We start from the raw sequence: 15622 nt of genomic DNA, 5'->3' as shown, positions 1-15622 counted from the left end.
TGGCATGACGTCGCAGCGGACACGGGAGCGGTTGATTCAGCGTCTGCGTGAAGAGGGCATCGTTAATCACAATGTGCTTGAGGTCATCCGGCGTACACCGCGCCATCTGTTTGTAGATGAAGCCCTGGCACACCGTGCCTACGAGGACACCGCGCTGCCGATTGGCAATAACCAGACCATCTCCCAGCCTTACATGGTTGCGCGCATGAGCGAGTTGTTGCTTGAAGACGGCCCGCTGGACAAGGTCATGGAAATCGGCACCGGTTCTGGCTATCAGACAGCGGTGCTTTCGCAGTTGGTTGAACGGATTTTTTCGGTTGAGCGAATCAAGGTGCTTCAGGATCGGGCCAAAGAGCGTCTACTGGCACTGAACTTGCGCAACGTCGTGTTTCGTTGGGGCGACGGCTGGGAAGGCTGGCCGGCCTTGGCGCCTTACAACGGTATTATCGTAACGGCCGTCGCCACTGATGTGCCTCAGGCGTTGCTCGATCAATTGGCCCCCGGTGGGCGTTTGGTCATCCCGGTGGGTGCGGGTGAGGTTCAGCAACTGATGCTGATCGTGCGCGAAGAGCACGGCTTTGCGCGTCGGGTCATCGGCAATGTGCGTTTTGTGCCGCTGCTCAACGGGCCGTTGGCCTGAGGCTTTGCCCGCAGGCGCTGAATTATAGGGCCGGGTAAGGGTCATACAGCCCAGAGGCAAGGCTCTGCTCAGCGATGTTTATGTTTTATACGGCGCGTTTACAGTTCAGCTTTACTGTCTGTAAAAGCGATGTTGCCAGTTATACTGCGCCACTTTTGGCCGCCACTGGCCTTCTAATATTTAGCCACCATCAAAGGGAGCGGCGGGTGAGTCTCACAGTCATTGCGCAGCGTATGAATACCAAAAGCTATCAAAGACTGGTGGTCGGTCTATTCCTGAGTGCCACACTCGCCTTGTTGGCGGCATGCTCCAGCACGCCTAAAAACGGTGTGCGGGTCGTTGACCGCAACGGTGTGGCACAACGTCCCGCAGTGACCACCGGGCAGTACGTTGTGCGACGTGGCGATACGCTATTCTCGATTGCGTTTCGCTACGGTTGGGATTGGAAGGCATTGGCCGCACGCAACAATATTGGTGCGCCGTTCACCATTGTTCCGGGTCAGACCATCCGTTTTGATGGCCGTGCGGGCACTCGACCGGCGGCAGTTGCGACCACCGTTACCTCGCCTTCTTCGGGCAGCAAGACCACTGTGATCAAGCGCCCGGCAACCACGGCCAAGACGCCTGTGGTCACTGCGCCTCTACCCGCAGGCCCCGCGCCCAAGGGCTGGGGCTGGCCTGCTAACGGTATTTTGATCGGTAAATTCTCTTCAAACGGTAGTTTGAATAAAGGTATTGATATCGCCGGGGATTTGGGACAGCCTGTTTTAGCTGCGTCTGATGGCTCAGTTGTTTATGCCGGGAGTGGATTGAGGGGCTACGGCGAGTTAGTCATCATTAAACACAGCGATACCTATGTCAGTGCCTACGGTCATAACCGCAGGTTGTTGGTTCGGGAGGGGCAGCAGGTCAAGGTTGGACAGACAATTGCCGAAATGGGGTCAACTGGTACAGACCGGGTGAAACTTCACTTTGAAATTCGCCGTCAAGGTAAGCCTGTAGATCCACTGCAATTCCTTCCACGCCGTTGATCAGTTACCAGCCTGTTCCTGATGTAGCAAAGGAATGGGCTCCAGCATTGCCAAGGATCGGTGACGCTAGAGCTTGAGGTCGAACTCACCAAAGGACTATAAAATGGCTCTCAACAAAGAAGCGCCGGGGTTTGACATCGACGATGAGGTGCTCCTTATGGACGCTTACACCGTCGCGGACTCGATGTCAGAAGATGATGCTTCACCCCCTGCAGTTCGTACCAAATCTAAAAGCTCATCTGCTTTAAAACAGCACAAGTACATTGACTACACCCGAGCGCTCGATGCGACTCAGTTGTACCTCAATGAAATTGGCTTTTCCCCGTTACTCTCTCCCGAAGAGGAAGTCCATTTTGCGCGCTTGTCGCAAAAAGGAGATCCGGCCGGGCGTAAGCGCATGATTGAAAGCAACTTGCGATTGGTGGTTAAAATCGCCCGACGCTACGTCAATCGCGGGCTTTCGCTGCTGGACCTGATTGAAGAGGGCAACCTGGGCCTCATCCGGGCGGTCGAGAAATTTGACCCTGAACGTGGGTTCCGCTTCTCGACATATGCCACCTGGTGGATCCGCCAAACGATTGAGCGGGCGATCATGAACCAGACCCGTACCATTCGTTTACCGATCCACGTTGTAAAAGAGCTGAACGTTTACTTGCGAGCTGCACGTGAACTGACCCAAAAGCTCGATCACGAACCCTCCCCTGAAGAAATCGCCAATCTGCTCGAAAAACCCGTGGCTGAGGTCAAGCGCATGCTGGGTCTCAACGAGCGAGTGTCCTCGGTCGATGTTTCTTTAGGCCCTGATTCCGATAAGACCCTGCTTGATACCCTGACCGATGATCGTCCAACAGATCCTTGTGAGCTGCTGCAAGACGATGATTTGTCGCAGAGTATTGATCAGTGGTTATCGGAGCTGACGGACAAGCAACGTGAGGTGGTGATTCGCCGCTTTGGGTTGCGTGGACATGAAAGCAGCACGCTGGAAGATGTAGGGCTGGAAATTGGTCTGACGCGTGAGCGTGTCCGCCAGATCCAGGTTGAGGGTCTGAAGCGCTTGCGTGAGATCTTGGAAAAGAACGGCCTTTCGAGTGAGTCGTTGTTCCAGTAAGCAATTTGAGCCTTTAAAAAACCCGGCCATGTGCCGGGTTTTTTACATCAGCCAAGCACGATATTTCGACCTCGCCCCGCTTCAAGGCAGCGGTTGAAATGGAATGTCACGAACACAATTGAACTTTTGCTTCATCGTTTTGTAAGTCATTACTTACTCTTGTTGTAAGCAAATGGTAGTTAAGTGTTTTGTTTGTGGCTTTTTCTTACGTTGCTTATTTTATAACTTATTGATTAGTAAGCTTTTTAATAATAACTACGGTTCTGAGATGTAATAAAAATCTATAACTGGTGTGGTTGCAGCTGCTTTGGAAATCTTTAATATCACAACTGTATCGACGGATCGATACAGCGTTCAAGGATGGACGTTGAAGGACATCGCAGGATGCGATTCATCAGGATGATGAAAGGGAAAAAAGGGATTAAGGAATAAATGTGGGCGGGTCAAACCGCCCCTTTTTTTCAGATAACTGCCAGGGACTGTCCGAAGTCTGCATGATATTTTTTCGGCAGCGCGTGACCCCCTCTTAACAGCAAAACGCCCAAGGTCGATGACCGTGGGCGTTTTGTTTTGTGTCACACGCATTCAGAGCGTGTGGCGTTTACAGGGCAGGGTAGTCGATGTAGCCGACAGCGCCTTTCGAGTAAAACGTTTCTGGGTGCGCTTCATTGAGTGGTGCATCAACTTTGAGGCGTGCAGGCAGGTCTGGGTTGGCGATAAAGGGCACACCAAAGGCCACCGCATCTGCTTTACCCGCCGCCAGCCATGCGTTGGCGCTGTCCTTGGTGAAACCCTCATTAACGATGTAAGGGCCGCCAAAGGCTTCTTTCAACTGCGGGCCGATGCTGTCCGGGCCTTCTGCTTCGCGTGAGCAAATAAAGGCAATGCCGCGCTTACCCAGTTCACGGGCCACGTAGCCAAAGGTTTCAGCCAGGTTTTCATCGCCCATGTCGTGCAGGTCAGCCCGTGGCGACAGGTGCACGCCTACGCGGCCTGCGCCCCAGACGTCGATTGCAGCGTCAGTGACTTCCAGCAGCAAGCGAGCACGGTTTTCGATGCTGCCACCGTATTGATCGGTGCGCTGATTGGTGCCGCTTTGCAGGAACTGGTCAAGCAGATAGCCATTGGCGCCGTGAATCTCTACACCGTCAAAACCTGCGGCTTTGGCGTTCTCTGCGCCGGTGCGATAGGCCTCAACGATGTCGGCGATTTCGGCCGTTTCCAGTGCACGCGGGGTGAGGAAATCAACCTTTGGACGTACCAGGCTCACATGGCCTTGAGCCGCAATGGCGCTTGGAGCGACAGGCGCTTCGCCATTGAGGTAAATCGGATGGGAAATGCGACCCACGTGCCACAGTTGCAAGAAGATTCGACCTCCGGCCGCGTGCAGCGCTTTGGTGACATTGCTCCAGCCGCGAACTTGATCGTCGGACCAGATCCCCGGAGTGTCGGGGTAGCCCACGCCAAGCGGGGTGACCGAAGTAGCTTCGCTAAGGATCAGGCCGGCCGATGCCCGCTGTACGTAGTATTCAGCCATTAACGCGTTAGGAACTCGTCCTTCATCGGCGCGACAGCGGGTCAGCGGCGCCATGATGATGCGGTTGGGCAGTTGGAGGTCGCCCAGTGTGATTGGATCGAAAATCGTGGTCATGTCTGTAGCCCTCTCAAAGATCAGTGTGTGGCAGTGGCCAGTTCGGTGTTACCGCCCTGGCGAAATGTAATCAGGGTCACCAGCAAAGCCAGTACCGCCAGGGCGGCTGCCGCCAGTGGCACGCTGGTAAGGCCGAAACCGTGGGCAATTACGCTGCCGCCTACCCAGGCCCCAAGTGCGTTGCCCAGGTTGAAAGCGCCAATGTTCAGGGTCGACACCAGATTGGGGGCCGCTTTGCCGAATGTGACGACGTTGACTTGCAGCGCCGGTACGGCGGCGAACGACGCGGTTGCCCACAGGAACAGGGTGACCTCGGTCGGAATGATCGCCACGCTGGTCCACGTCAGTACGGTGGAAATCACCGCCATGGCAATGAACACGCCGATCAGGGTTGCGGCCAGGCGCTTGTCTGCCAATTTGCCGCCGATGATGTTACCCACGGTCAGGCCTAGGCCGATCAGTAGCAGGGTCCAGGTCACGCCACGCGGCGAAACGCCCGTGACATCGCCCAACAGGGGCGCCACATAGGTGAACAGGGTGAACATGGATGCTGCAAACAATGCCGTCATGCTCAGTGAAAGCCAGATGCCTGCACCTTTGAGGGCGGCCAGCTCAGCGCGCATGTCGAGTTTTTCTTCGTCGCGCTTGGCTGGCAGGAAGCGAATCAGGCCAATCAATGCCACTACGCCAATAACGGTGACGGCAAAAAATGTCGAGCGCCAGCCAGCGGCCTGCCCCAGTGCGGTGCCCAGTGGCACGCCCAACACGTTAGCCAGGGTCAGCCCGGTAAACATCAATGCTACGGCAGAAGCACGCTTGTTGGCGGGCACCAGGCCTGCGGCGACCACCGAGCCAATCCCGAAGAAGGCACCGTGGCACAGGGCTGTCACCACGCGGGCAAACATCAGTACGTTGTAATCGCTGGCCAATGCACACAGCAAATTGCCAACGATAAAAATGCCCATCAACGCTACCAGCGCAGCCTTGCGCGGTAATTTTGCCGTGGCCAGTGCCATGAACGGTGCACCAATGGCCACGCCCAGTGCATAGCCCGTCACCAGCCAGCCAGCGCCGGGTATTGACACGCCAAGGTCGGTCGCGACATCAGGCAGCAAGCCCATGATCACGAACTCGGTGGTGCCGATGGCGAAGGCGCTGAGCGCCAGAATGAGGAGCGAGAGGGGCATGGAAATCCTTGTTAAAGCGCTTGGTTAAGTTTGGCGAGGAAGGCTTGAATGGTGTCTTCGTTGCGTTTGAAAAAGTGCCATTGACCGTGCTTTTGGCTGGTAATCAGCCCCGCGCGTTGCAGCGTCGCCAGATGGGCCGACACCGTGGACTGCGACAGGCCGCAGTGCTGGTCAAACTGCCCGGCGCAAACGCCGTGCTCGGTGGAGTGCAGCTGGTCGGGGAACGAGGTCTGCGGATCTTTCAGCAGATTGAGGATTTCTCGGCGTACTGGGTGTGCCAGCGCTTTTATTATTTCGTCGAGGTCGATCGTCATGGTGGCAGTGCTCAATGAGGTACAACGTTATATCGCGATGAGGCGAACTTTAAATCGTTATATCGCGATATACAAATATGATTTCGATCTGAGATCAGCTCGAAACGGTATATCGGGTTATAACGATATTGGGAGAGCAGTGCTAAACTGCGCGGCATGAATTATCTCGCACATCTGCACCTGGGCGGCCAGCGCCCTGAAGAATTACTCGGCAGCCTGTACGGCGACTTCGTGAAAGGACGCCTGCAAGGGCAATTTCGGCCGGATATCGAGTCGGGTATTCAACTGCACCGCAGCATTGATGTGTTCACCGACCATCATCCGCTGGTTGATCAGGCGCTGGCGCGTTTTAGCCATACCCGTCGCCGCTATGCAGGGATCGTGCTCGATGTGTTTTTCGATCATTGCCTTGCCCGGGACTGGAGCCGCTACGCCGAGCAGCCGCTGGAGCGCTTTACAGCTGACTTTTATCGCGTGCTGAAGGCCCAGGCGCATTTGCCGAGTCGTCTCGCACGCATTGCTCCCCACATGGCAGCCCACGATTGGCTGGGTTCATATCAGCATTTCGAAACGCTTGAGCAGGTGTTTGTCGGTATCTCCCGGCGTTTGTCTCGCCCGCAAGAGCTGGCGGGCGCCATGCAAGACCTGTCGTCTTTGTACGCGCCGTTGAGCGAAGACTTTCGTGCTTTCTACCCGCAGTTACAGGCTTACGCGGCGCAGCAATTGCACGCTTGCCAAGCCCGTCCCCTTTAGTGTGATAGCACGCCAGTCTCGCAGGCAGGCTCAGCCGCCGAAACGGGAGTGCCCATCAACACACGGCTGATAGCCTCCTGGGCTCTGAATGCCAGCACTGCGCGCTCTTGCTGATCGCTGGCAATCGGTTCCAGCAGGTGAATCTCGACGTCCGCCTGGGCGTGGCTGAACAAGCGCAACAAGTGCGACACCAAATCGTCATCCCCGATAAACGGCGCGATGGTGTCTGGCTCGCCATCACGGACATAGCGGATGGCAACCGGTTGCACAGGCACATGACTGTCGATGGCCGCCGACAACAGGCGCCCGTGAAAGGTACGCACCGAGCGCCCGTCAGTGGTCGTGCCCTCGGGAAACATCAATAGCGGCAGCGGCTGCTGCAAGTGCCGGGTCATGTGCTCGCGAATCCGCTGGCTGTCGCCCGCGCCACGGCGAATGAACAGACTGCCAGCCTTGGCGGCCAGCCAACCCGCCACGGGCCAGCCGCGAACCTCGGCTTTGGACAAAAACGACAAAGGGGTCAATTGCCCCAGCAGCGCAATGTCAGTCCATGACACATGATTGCTAACCCATAGCATGGGGGTTTGAGGCAGTTGCCCGAACACTTGGATGCGATAGGGCAGGGCATTGCTCAAACGGCTCATGAAAAATTGTGACCAACGCTGGCGCCGGTTCATGGTGCTGTTGAGTTTTAGACGCTCCATCAGCCCAAACACACTGGCCATGCCCAGCCCCAGCGCGACCACCAGCAGCACGCGGGCTACTCGGCCATAGCGACGCAACCGGCGCATTACATGGCCGCCTTGAAGTGGCGTGCATAGCGCGGGCAGAGTTCGTCACGCTTGAGCAGGATAAAAACATCGGCGACTTGAAAGTCTTCGTCCCAGCACGGTTCGCCGCACACCTTGGCACCCAGGCGCATGTAGGCTTTGAGCAGCGGGGGCATTTGCGCGATGAGGTTGAGGGGCACGTCGCGCGGCGGTAACGGTTTTTTCGGTTCGGCGCGTAAGTGCTCGGTACATAAATATCGTTCACGCAGGCGCTGCATGATCGCCTGTGCTTGCACGCCACCATCCTGCATCGGGATGCTGGCGCAGCCCATCAGGTAGCGATAGTTGCCCTGGTTGAGCACCTCGGCCAATTCCGCCCACAACACCGCAATCGTGCCGCCATTGCGGTAGGCCGGGTCCACACAGGTGCGGCCAATCTCCAGGATCGGTCCTTGCAGATGCGCCAGCCCGTGCAGGTTGAATTCTTCTTCGCTGTAAAAGTGGCCAATGCTGCGTGCGGCAGCGTGATCCAGCAGACGCGTGGTGGCGACCAGTTGGCCGCTGCTTAAGTCGCGTACACCGATGTGCGCGCAGTGCGTGTCGAATGCGTCTTGGTCCAGCCCACTTTCGCCGCCTTTGAGCGTGGCGTTGAGTTCATCGCTGAACACCCGAAAGCGCAGCGCTTGCGCCTCGCGCAACCCTTGGGGGTCGACCAGACGCTCTGCCAACAGGCGTCGTGCGTGAACAGTGTCGCGAATGCGGGCGATCTGAGACATTGCCAATCTCCATGCAGGCCTTTGCCCGCTTAGGGTTGCTGCCAATCGACTGAGGTGTGCAACCTCAGGCTAGGCAGGCGCAATGTCATCGCCATGACAGTTGGATGATGCTTGCATGACAGACGCAGCGGGCGTTTGAGGCCAGATGAACTGTCGGGTTAAGTTAACGTCCTACACGGTGCGCGAAAAAAACCTACCGCACGGCTTGCATGTACCCGGACTAGGGGTAATGTTCGCCCACGTCTACTGGCTAAAGAGTCCTTATGTTTAAAGCGTGTTTATCTTCTGTTGGCGCGGTGTTACTGACGCTCGGCGTGAGCCTGCCTGCGCAGGCCAATTGGTATCTGGATGGTGAATCGTCGCGTTTGTCGTTTATCACCACGCAAAACGCCAACGTTGCAGATGTGCATCGATTTTTGGTGTTGCACGGCAAAGTGGACCGCAAGGGGCAAGCGCAATTGCGTATCGAGATGGATTCGGTCAACAGCGCGGTGCCGTTGCGCGACGAACGCATGCGTGATGTGTTGTTCGACTTCAAGCACTACCCCGAAGCGCAGATCACGGCGCAAATCGACCTACAACCCATCAATGATCTGGCGCCTGGTGCCCAATTTGAGTTGCGCTTACCGGTCACAGTCAGCCTGCGCGGTAAGCAGCACACCTATGATGCCGAGTTATTGGCCACGCGCCTGGACGAGCATCGCTTTCAAGTGGTGACCCTGGAGCCGCTGGTGGTGCAGGCCGAGGATTTCGGGTTGCAACCCGAGCTGCAAACCTTGCGTAAATTGGCCGGTTTGTCGGCGATCAGCTTTTCAGTGCCGGTGGGTGCGGTGCTGATTTTCACGGCGCGCTGAGATGGCAGGGGCCGTATTCCCATGGCGCAGTGCCAATCGCTTCGAACTGTTGATCGACGGTCCGCAGTTTTTCCCGCGTATGCTCGCCGCCATTGCCCAGGCACAGGACCATATCGACCTGGAGCTGTATTTGGTCGAAAGCGGGGCCTGTGCAGACGCGATCGTGCAGGCCCTGGAGCATGCAGCCGAACGCGAAGTGCGCGTGCGGTGCCTGTTTGACGGTTACGGCAGCTTGGCGTTTTCCGTGGGGTTACGTCGCCGCTTGATCGACGCTGGCGTGGAGCTGCGCTTTTACAACCGCATCAGTTGGCGCAAGGGGTTGAATAATCTGTACCGCGATCACCGCAAGTTGTTGTTGGTGGATCAGCAATTGGCTGTGGTCGGTGGCACGGGCGTGACCGATGAATTTTGGCAGCCGGGTACCAATACCTGCGACTGGCATGAAGTGATGGTCGAGATTCAAGGGCCGTTGGTGCAGGACTGGCAGATGCTGTTTGACCGGCAATGGCGCGCCAATATCAGCCGCAAAGCCTGGAAACCCGCCACGCACTTCGGGTTGTCCCATTTGCCCAGGGTGCCCGAGCAAGGGGCGGGGATGGGGCGGGTGGCGTATGCCGATGCGCATCAACACCGCGATATTTTGCAGTCGCTGGTCAGGGCAATTAACAGCGCCAAACAGCGAATCTGGTTGGCCACGCCTTATTTTCTGCCGACCTGGCAAGTGCGCCGCTCGTTGCGTCGCGCGGCGAGCCGTGGGGTTGATGTGCGCTTGCTGCTCACCGGTCCTCGTACCGATCATCCCTCCGTGCGGTACGCCGGTCATCGCTACTATCCGCGCTTGCTTAAGGCGGGGGTGCAGATTTTTGAGTATCAGCCGTGTTTTTTGCACCTCAAAATGGTGCTGATCGATGACTGGGTGAGTATTGGTTCGTGCAACTTCGATCACTGGAACTTGCACTTCAACCTTGAGGCCAATCTCGAAGCGCTGGACCCGGCCTTGACTCAAGCGGTGGCTACCAGCTTTGTCAGTGACTTCAAACAGAGCCAGCCGGTCAGCTTGTACGCCTGGCAATCGCGTCCTCTTTGGCGGCGGGTCAAACAGCGCATCTGGGGCTGGGTTGACCGCTTGGTGGTCAACATAGTGGGGCGTCGCTAACGCGTGCCCGGTTTGTTTGAGGCGGCGATAAGCGGTTTTAATTCAACATGCGGTTACATAGTGTTCAAGAACGTGCAGAATCGAGGCGCTCGACGGCCAATTGGAGAGCGTGAGCACGATTTCTGGAGCGTTTTTGCATGACACTTTCGTTGTTGTTGGCAGTACTGGCCTCAGGCTTTATTTATGGCATCACACCGGGGCCCGGGGTGTTGGCCGTTTTTGGGATTGGTGCGGCACGTGGGCGTCGCGCGGGCGCCGGTTTTTTGTGCGGGCACTTACTCGGTGATGTGATTTGGTGCAGTACGGCATTGATTGCCATCGTGGGTGCGCGGGAGTTCGGCAGCACCGCATTTAACGTGCTTGGTTTGTTGAGCGGGCTGTACTTGTTCTGGCTAGGGCTGCGTGCCGTCCGTGCGCAACGTAACAGCGGAGCGCAACAAGGTCCGGCCCGCCAACCGTTTGCCCACGGTATTTTTTTTGGCCTGACCAACCCCAAAGCCTATCCCGTGGCAGTGGCCACTTTTACCGCTTTGCTTTCCAGTCGGGCAGAGCTTTTGACGTGGGCGATGTTGCCCTGGCTGATTGCGCTCAGCTTTGTGGGCGGCGCGCTGGCTTACGCCATTTTGGTCGCGGTGGTGGGGGCCAGCCAGGTGCGGGCTGTGTATCAGCGCCATGAATTACTGATTACACGCTTGTGCGGCGTCATGTTTATAGGCTTTGCCATCAGTGCCTTGGGCCATGCATTGCCCGGGTTGTGGTTGAGTCTTGGATGAACTGAGTGGCAAGGATTCACTCGGCGGGTATTACGTAAAAGGATGGCGTATGAGGTTCCACCTTCTGGCTTAGAGCTGCCCAATGGATATTAAAAGCTACCTGTCTCAATCCAGCTTTATTGATTTGTTGCTCGATGCCGTATGTGTGGTCGATCGCCAGGGGCGCTTCATTTATATAAGTGCCGCCTGCGAACGCATTTTTGGTTATGCGCAGGACGAATTGATTGGCACCCACATGATTGACCTGGTGCTCCCCGCCGACCGTGAGCGCACCCTTCAGGCGGCCAAGGAAATCATGGGCGGTGAACCCAAGCTCAATTTCGAGAACCGTTATGCGCGCAAAGATGGGCAGGTGGCTCATATCCTATGGTCGGCACGCTGGTCTGAGAACTGGCAGATGCGCATCGCGGTGGCTCGCGACATCACCGAGCGAAAGCACGCGGAGTCTCGCCAGCAGGCGTTGTTTGATATCTCTGAAGCGGCGCATAACGCCGAAGACTTGATGCAGCTCTTCAAGCGGGTGCATCAGTTGATCGGGCAATGGCTGCCCGCGTTGAATTTCTCAATAGCGCTGTGCGACACCTCTCAAGGTGAATTGAGTTTTCCTTATCACGTTGATGATCACCCGCAACGAGAGAAGTCCGAGGTCAGCCATTTCAGTGAATTAGTCATTCGCGGTGGCCAACCCCTGCTGCACAATGCGCACGATACGGCCTCATGGCTGGGTGTGCCCTTGGCCACCCACAAAGGCATTATTGGCGCGGTGTTGGTCAAGAGTTCTCTGGGGAGCGAGCGGTACACCGAGCAGCACAAAGAGTTACTGCAATACGTGTCCACACAAGTGGCGGCGGCCATAGAGCGAAAACAACTGCATACCCGCTTGCAGTACTTGGCCCAGTACGATGCCTTGACCCACCTGCTCAATCGCGAGTCGTTGTATGAGCGCCTGCACGGCGCATTGGCCAAAGCCAAACGGGATAAGGGCTTTCTGGCAGTGCTGTATGTCGACCTGGACCATTTCAAACAGATCAATGATCGTTATGGGCATGGTTTTGGCGATACCTTGCTGCAACACATTGCCAGGCGCTTGCAGCATTGCGTGCGCGAAAGCGACACCGTAGCGAGGATGAGCGGCGATGAATTCGTGCTGGTGCTGGATAACCTCAAGCTGCCAGAACATGCGCTGATCGTAGCGGAAAAAGTCCGCCTTAATCTCAGCCTGCCGCTATTGATCGAAGGACACACGCTCAATGTACTGCCCAGTATCGGCGTGGCGATCTACCCCGAGCACGGCGACCAGGTGCCGCAATTGCTCCATCATGCCGACACGGCCATGTACAGCGTGAAAAGGCAGGGACGCACGGTATGAGGGAGGTTGCAGTGCATTATTTCGATGTGACGCGTCCGGGCTTTGGAGGCCGGCTTGATCGTAGTACCGGCGGCCGTGCTGGATGGCCATTCAGGGGATCGCTATAGGCAGGTGAATTGTGCGTTTGCCCAATTGAACGCGCTAGCGAGCGGGGACAGTGATGCGAAGGGCGTGGATTGCGCTCGAACGGCAGTGGAGGTTGTTGCGTGGCGTCACGTTGTGGGAGTCCTGTGTAGGAGGACTACGTGACTCTCTGGAGACTTGCTCAGTTGATTTAAGTGAAATCAATGAGTTTGGAGAAAAGTGGAGCGGGTGAAGGGAATCGAACCCTCGTTATCAGCTTGGGAAGCTGGAGTAATGCCATTATACGACACCCGCTCAGAGCGGCTGACTTTGTACCAGAACCCGGCCTGTTTGAGAAGTTTTAATTCCAGAAATCGGTGACTTACGCGCTCATGCAACAGGGCGTGTGTGAAGGTTTGCTCTGTATGAATGCAGATACAGCCATCGGTTGCAAAAAGTTGAGCAGGGCGTTTTTACAGTGTTGGCTGGCGCTGGCGTGCTCCATGTCCAGAAAATGCCCGGTGTTTTGTACGGCAATGAACTGGCTGTTCGCAATAGCGTGTGCAAAGTGGCGCGCATCACTGGCGGCGGTGTATTCGTCCCAGGCGCCATTGATGAACAGCACAGGGATTGCAATGCCATAGGCGTCACCCAGGGTGTTCAGGCCGCCGGCGCTCAGCAGTTGTTCGATGTGAAAGTGCATTTGTGCGTATTCGTGATCGGCAAGGTTGCTGATATGGCGAAAGTTGAAGCGTTTGAACAGGTGCGGCAAGTGTTTGCCCAGTGTGTCATTCACCAGGTTGCCGAGCAGCGTTCGGTTGCCCGCAGCCAGGCCCTGGCGACCGCGTTCCAGATAGTCGTACATCGCGTGGTTCACGCGGGGTGAGAACGAGCTGATGACGGCTTTTTCGATGCGTCGGGGCGTGTTGGCCAGCGCCGTAAGTGCGACCAGCCCGCCCCATGAAAACGACAGCAAAAATCGGGCATCAAAGTGCTCGATCAATTCGAGCAGCACCTGCGCTTCAAGCTCATTGGTCAGCAGCGTTTGATGGCGGTTGTGCTGTTTTGACTGGCCCGCATACGGCTGGTCGTACAGGACGACATTCAGCGCGGGGTGCAGGTTTTTTAAGGTTTTGGCAAATGACGCGGTGGTGGCCATCGACCCGTTGACCAGGATGATCGTGCTTTGAGCCGTTTCACTGCGATACAACTCAGTGTGAATTCGATACTGACCTTGAATGTCGAGCACAGCGATTTCAGGCGTCATGGCGGCATACTCCAGCGAGCCGAGTGTCGGTTAGCCTGACGATGAACCTCGAATGTGACAGTCGATGGTGGCGGTGCCAACGGTGCGATAGACGGCCCAACGTTTAAAACAAGGCGATTTCTTGCGGGCTGAGCGCTCGATACTCACCGGGTGCCAGCCCTTCATCGAGTATCAATGCTCCAATGCTTTCGCGGTGCAGGCGCAGCACTTTGTTATTGAAGTAACCAAACATGCGTTTGACCTGGTGGTAGCGGCCTTCAACGATGCTCAACCGGGCGCTGTGCGCACTGAGCACATGCAGCTCAGCGGGCAGGGTAGTGAGGTCTTCGTAGGCGAAGTAAATGCCTTGTTTGAACGTGGCTGCATACGCGCTGCTGATCGTTTGTTCCGTTTCGACGTAATACACCTTGGGCAGCTTGGTTTCTGGCTGGGTCACGTGGCGTGACCAGTGGCCATCGTTGGTAATGAGCATCAACCCGCTGGTGTTGAAATCCAGTCGCCCGGCAAGGTGCAGGTCTTCCTTGTCCGGCTCGTTCAATAGATCGAGCACCGTTGGGTGTTCCGGGTCGTGGGTGGCGCTGACGCAGCCGGGTGGTTTGTGCAGCATGAAGTACCGCGCCGCTTTACCGGCTTGCAGGGTCTGCCCGTCGAGTTCGATGCGATTGAACGCACGCACTTCATAATGCGGGTCGCTGATGATCTGCCCATCCACCTGAATGCGCTTTTCGATCAGCAACAGGCGAACTTGCTGGCGGTTCAATTGCGGCAGATTGCTCAGGAAACGGTCTAAACGCATAGCCTTCGATCACATGAAAGTCAGGAGCGCATCTTAACGGCTGACGCCTGCATTCGATGCAGCAAGTTGCTTGAGCACCCCGGCGCAGCGCGGGCAAAGGCACGTCGCATTGCGCAGTTCGGGAGCTAGCGCCTCAATGACATTGGGGTCAATCGTGACCTTAAAGCACCAGCACGGGCTGGCGGATGGCTCATCATTGCCGACCATCGCGCATTGGTTGCTGGCGCCGCAGGCAGGGCACAGGCTGGGTGTCGACATGGGAGGGCCATAACGCGTAGGGTTCAGGCCGATCTTTATACAACATTTAAGCCGTAACCATGATGTGCGGCGACCACACGTCCCTGATTGCATTGACAAGCCAGACGCGCTTTTTTAGTGTCCGCACCCTAGTTTTTCGAGTAATAGCCATGACGCTGGACGACCGTATAAAAATCGAACCCCTCTGGAAGCAGGCATTACGTGAGGAGTTCGAAAAACCCTACATGGGCGATCTGCGTGAGTTCCTGCGCCAGGAGCACGCGGCGGGCAAAGAGATCTACCCGCCTGGCCCACTGATTTTCAACGCGCTGAACTCGACCCCGCTTGATCAGGTCAAGGTGGTCATTTTGGGACAGGACCCCTATCACGGTCCCGGTCAGGCGCACGGGCTGTGTTTTTCGGTGCAACCCGGCGTGCCCGCACCACCGTCGCTGGTCAACATTTATAAAGAACTCAAGCGCGACTTGAATATCGACATCGCCCCGCACGGCTGTTTGCAGTCATGGGCGCAGCAGGGGGTTTTGCTGCTTAACACGACCATGACGGTGGAGCGCGCCAATGCCGCCTCCCATGCCAAAAAAGGCTGGGAACACTTCACCGACCGGATTATTCAGGTGGTAAGTGAGCAACAGCCCAAACTGGTGTTTTTGTTGTGGGGCGCCCATGCCCAGAGCAAACAGAAACTGATCGATGCCACCAAACATCTGGTGCTGACGTCGGTGCACCCGTCGCCGCTTTCCGCCTATCGCGGATTTATCGGCAACGGGCACTTCAGCCGCACCAACAAGTTTCTTGAGCAAAACGGCCTGACGCCTATTGATTGGAAGTTACCTGACGCTTGAGGCAGGGCAGCACG

General features: G+C 56.6%; 17 protein-coding genes and 1 tRNA gene. 9 read left to right on the top strand and 9 right to left on the bottom strand.

Going from position 1 to position 15622, the window contains the following annotated elements:
* The first annotated feature begins 4 nt into the window (after nucleotides 1–4).
* The 3 genes from ACP7A4_RS10175 (at nucleotide 5) to rpoS (ending at nucleotide 2779) form a co-directional block, all read left to right on the top strand.
* On the top strand, nucleotides 5–640 hold the full coding sequence (locus ACP7A4_RS10175) for a protein-L-isoaspartate(D-aspartate) O-methyltransferase (RefSeq protein ID WP_165599949.1): 636 nt from the start codon (nucleotides 5–7) through the stop codon (nucleotides 638–640).
* A 206-nt stretch (nucleotides 641–846) separates the two neighbouring features.
* Nucleotides 847–1671 (top strand): peptidoglycan DD-metalloendopeptidase family protein, encoded by an 825-nt coding sequence (locus ACP7A4_RS10170; RefSeq protein ID WP_059764567.1) that lies wholly within the window; start codon nucleotides 847–849, stop codon nucleotides 1669–1671.
* 103 nt (nucleotides 1672–1774) lie between these two features.
* Complete coding sequence (rpoS, locus tag ACP7A4_RS10165) at nucleotides 1775–2779, top strand: RNA polymerase sigma factor RpoS (RefSeq protein WP_203303218.1); 1005 nt, start codon at nucleotides 1775–1777, stop codon at nucleotides 2777–2779.
* Between the two features lie 601 nt (nucleotides 2780–3380).
* On the opposite strand, the gene ACP7A4_RS10160 is transcribed toward rpoS, so the two are convergent.
* From ACP7A4_RS10160 to ACP7A4_RS10150, 3 genes are read right to left on the bottom strand one after another with little or no spacing between them, the layout of a single operon-like run.
* Entirely contained in the window at nucleotides 3381–4430 is a 1050-nt protein-coding gene (locus ACP7A4_RS10160; RefSeq protein WP_426246646.1) for an alkene reductase, read from the bottom strand.
* A 20-nt stretch (nucleotides 4431–4450) separates the two neighbouring features.
* A complete protein-coding gene (locus ACP7A4_RS10155; RefSeq protein WP_426246644.1) occupies nucleotides 4451–5617 on the bottom strand; it encodes an MFS transporter in 1167 nt (388 codons plus the stop codon).
* An 11-nt stretch (nucleotides 5618–5628) separates the two neighbouring features.
* On the bottom strand, nucleotides 5629–5931 hold the full coding sequence (locus ACP7A4_RS10150; RefSeq protein WP_048363384.1) for an ArsR/SmtB family transcription factor: 303 nt from the start codon (nucleotides 5929–5931) through the stop codon (nucleotides 5629–5631).
* Between the two features lie 156 nt (nucleotides 5932–6087).
* Between ACP7A4_RS10150 and ACP7A4_RS10145 the strand changes: the two genes are divergently transcribed.
* Nucleotides 6088–6684, top strand: a complete 597-nt coding sequence (locus ACP7A4_RS10145; protein ID WP_426246641.1) for an ACP phosphodiesterase — start codon at nucleotides 6088–6090, stop codon at nucleotides 6682–6684.
* On the opposite strand, the gene ACP7A4_RS10140 is transcribed toward ACP7A4_RS10145, so the two are convergent.
* Both ACP7A4_RS10140 and olsB read right to left on the bottom strand, forming a co-directional pair.
* Nucleotides 6681–7475 (bottom strand): lysophospholipid acyltransferase family protein, encoded by a 795-nt coding sequence (locus tag ACP7A4_RS10140; protein WP_203303216.1) that lies wholly within the window; start codon nucleotides 7473–7475, stop codon nucleotides 6681–6683. The two genes, ACP7A4_RS10145 and ACP7A4_RS10140, sit on opposite strands and share 4 nt — an antisense overlap.
* A complete protein-coding gene (olsB, locus tag ACP7A4_RS10135) occupies nucleotides 7475–8230 on the bottom strand; it encodes an L-ornithine N(alpha)-acyltransferase (protein WP_426246639.1) in 756 nt (251 codons plus the stop codon). Before olsB ends, ACP7A4_RS10140 begins: the two co-directional genes overlap by 1 nt.
* A 263-nt stretch (nucleotides 8231–8493) precedes the next feature.
* Between olsB and ACP7A4_RS10130 the strand changes: the two genes are divergently transcribed.
* The 4 genes from ACP7A4_RS10130 to ACP7A4_RS10115 all read left to right on the top strand — a co-directional run bounded on the left by ACP7A4_RS10130 (nucleotide 8494) and on the right by ACP7A4_RS10115 (nucleotide 12382).
* A complete protein-coding gene (locus ACP7A4_RS10130) occupies nucleotides 8494–9084 on the top strand; it encodes a YceI family protein (protein WP_059764580.1) in 591 nt (196 codons plus the stop codon).
* Between the two features lies 1 nt (nucleotide 9085).
* Nucleotides 9086–10240, top strand: coding sequence for a phospholipase D-like domain-containing protein (locus ACP7A4_RS10125; RefSeq protein ID WP_059764582.1), 1155 nt, complete (start codon nucleotides 9086–9088; stop codon nucleotides 10238–10240).
* Between the two features lie 137 nt (nucleotides 10241–10377).
* Nucleotides 10378–11013, top strand: a complete 636-nt coding sequence (locus tag ACP7A4_RS10120; RefSeq protein ID WP_048399970.1) for a LysE family translocator — start codon at nucleotides 10378–10380, stop codon at nucleotides 11011–11013.
* An 82-nt stretch (nucleotides 11014–11095) separates the two neighbouring features.
* A complete protein-coding gene (locus tag ACP7A4_RS10115; RefSeq protein ID WP_426246636.1) occupies nucleotides 11096–12382 on the top strand; it encodes a diguanylate cyclase domain-containing protein in 1287 nt (428 codons plus the stop codon).
* A gap of 304 nt (nucleotides 12383–12686) precedes the next feature.
* Here the strand turns inward: ACP7A4_RS10115 and ACP7A4_RS10110 are convergent.
* The 4 genes from ACP7A4_RS10110 to ACP7A4_RS10095 all read right to left on the bottom strand — a co-directional run bounded on the left by ACP7A4_RS10110 (nucleotide 12687) and on the right by ACP7A4_RS10095 (nucleotide 14766).
* Nucleotides 12687–12760: transfer RNA gene (locus tag ACP7A4_RS10110), tRNA-Gly, on the bottom strand.
* A gap of 67 nt (nucleotides 12761–12827) precedes the next feature.
* Nucleotides 12828–13712 carry an alpha/beta fold hydrolase gene (locus ACP7A4_RS10105; protein WP_426246634.1) on the bottom strand — a complete coding sequence of 295 codons (885 nt, stop codon included), beginning with the start codon at nucleotides 13710–13712 and terminating at the stop codon, nucleotides 12828–12830.
* Between the two features lie 103 nt (nucleotides 13713–13815).
* Nucleotides 13816–14508 carry a pseudouridine synthase gene (locus ACP7A4_RS10100; protein ID WP_426246632.1) on the bottom strand — a complete coding sequence of 231 codons (693 nt, stop codon included), beginning with the start codon at nucleotides 14506–14508 and terminating at the stop codon, nucleotides 13816–13818.
* A gap of 33 nt (nucleotides 14509–14541) precedes the next feature.
* Nucleotides 14542–14766, bottom strand: coding sequence for a cysteine-rich CWC family protein (locus ACP7A4_RS10095; protein WP_426246630.1), 225 nt, complete (start codon nucleotides 14764–14766; stop codon nucleotides 14542–14544).
* 149 nt (nucleotides 14767–14915) lie between these two features.
* Here ACP7A4_RS10095 and ung point away from each other — a divergent pair, with 149 nt between their 5' ends.
* Nucleotides 14916–15608, top strand: a complete 693-nt coding sequence (gene ung, locus ACP7A4_RS10090) for a uracil-DNA glycosylase (protein ID WP_203303211.1) — start codon at nucleotides 14916–14918, stop codon at nucleotides 15606–15608.
* The last annotated feature ends 14 nt before the right edge of the window (nucleotides 15609–15622 follow it).

The organism is Pseudomonas sp. TWR3-1-1 (assembly GCF_049896545.1).
Taxonomy (GTDB): domain Bacteria; phylum Pseudomonadota; class Gammaproteobacteria; order Pseudomonadales; family Pseudomonadaceae; genus Aquipseudomonas; species Aquipseudomonas weihenstephanensis.
The sequence above is the reverse complement of the archived record's forward strand: the minus strand, read 5'-3'. Positions and strand labels throughout refer to the sequence as shown.

Coding starts and splice junctions, on each gene's coding strand:
- ACP7A4_RS10125 (WP_059764582.1), top strand. CDS start 9,086: ATGGCAGGGGCCGTATTCCCATGGCGCAGTGCCAATCGCTTCGAACTG.
- ACP7A4_RS10095 (WP_426246630.1), bottom strand. CDS start 14,766: ATGTCGACACCCAGCCTGTGCCCTGCCTGCGGCGCCAGCAACCAATGC.
- ACP7A4_RS10130 (WP_059764580.1), top strand. CDS start 8,494: ATGTTTAAAGCGTGTTTATCTTCTGTTGGCGCGGTGTTACTGACGCTC.
- ACP7A4_RS10155 (WP_426246644.1), bottom strand. CDS start 5,617: ATGCCCCTCTCGCTCCTCATTCTGGCGCTCAGCGCCTTCGCCATCGGC.
- ACP7A4_RS10160 (WP_426246646.1), bottom strand. CDS start 4,430: ATGACCACGATTTTCGATCCAATCACACTGGGCGACCTCCAACTGCCC.
- rpoS (WP_203303218.1), top strand. CDS start 1,775: ATGGCTCTCAACAAAGAAGCGCCGGGGTTTGACATCGACGATGAGGTG.
- ACP7A4_RS10140 (WP_203303216.1), bottom strand. CDS start 7,475: ATGCGCCGGTTGCGTCGCTATGGCCGAGTAGCCCGCGTGCTGCTGGTG.
- ACP7A4_RS10145 (WP_426246641.1), top strand. CDS start 6,088: ATGAATTATCTCGCACATCTGCACCTGGGCGGCCAGCGCCCTGAAGAA.
- ACP7A4_RS10120 (WP_048399970.1), top strand. CDS start 10,378: ATGACACTTTCGTTGTTGTTGGCAGTACTGGCCTCAGGCTTTATTTAT.
- olsB (WP_426246639.1), bottom strand. CDS start 8,230: ATGTCTCAGATCGCCCGCATTCGCGACACTGTTCACGCACGACGCCTG.
- ACP7A4_RS10150 (WP_048363384.1), bottom strand. CDS start 5,931: ATGACGATCGACCTCGACGAAATAATAAAAGCGCTGGCACACCCAGTA.
- ACP7A4_RS10175 (WP_165599949.1), top strand. CDS start 5: ATGACGTCGCAGCGGACACGGGAGCGGTTGATTCAGCGTCTGCGTGAA.
- ACP7A4_RS10105 (WP_426246634.1), bottom strand. CDS start 13,712: ATGACGCCTGAAATCGCTGTGCTCGACATTCAAGGTCAGTATCGAATT.
- ACP7A4_RS10100 (WP_426246632.1), bottom strand. CDS start 14,508: ATGCGTTTAGACCGTTTCCTGAGCAATCTGCCGCAATTGAACCGCCAG.
- ACP7A4_RS10115 (WP_426246636.1), top strand. CDS start 11,096: ATGGATATTAAAAGCTACCTGTCTCAATCCAGCTTTATTGATTTGTTG.
- ung (WP_203303211.1), top strand. CDS start 14,916: ATGACGCTGGACGACCGTATAAAAATCGAACCCCTCTGGAAGCAGGCA.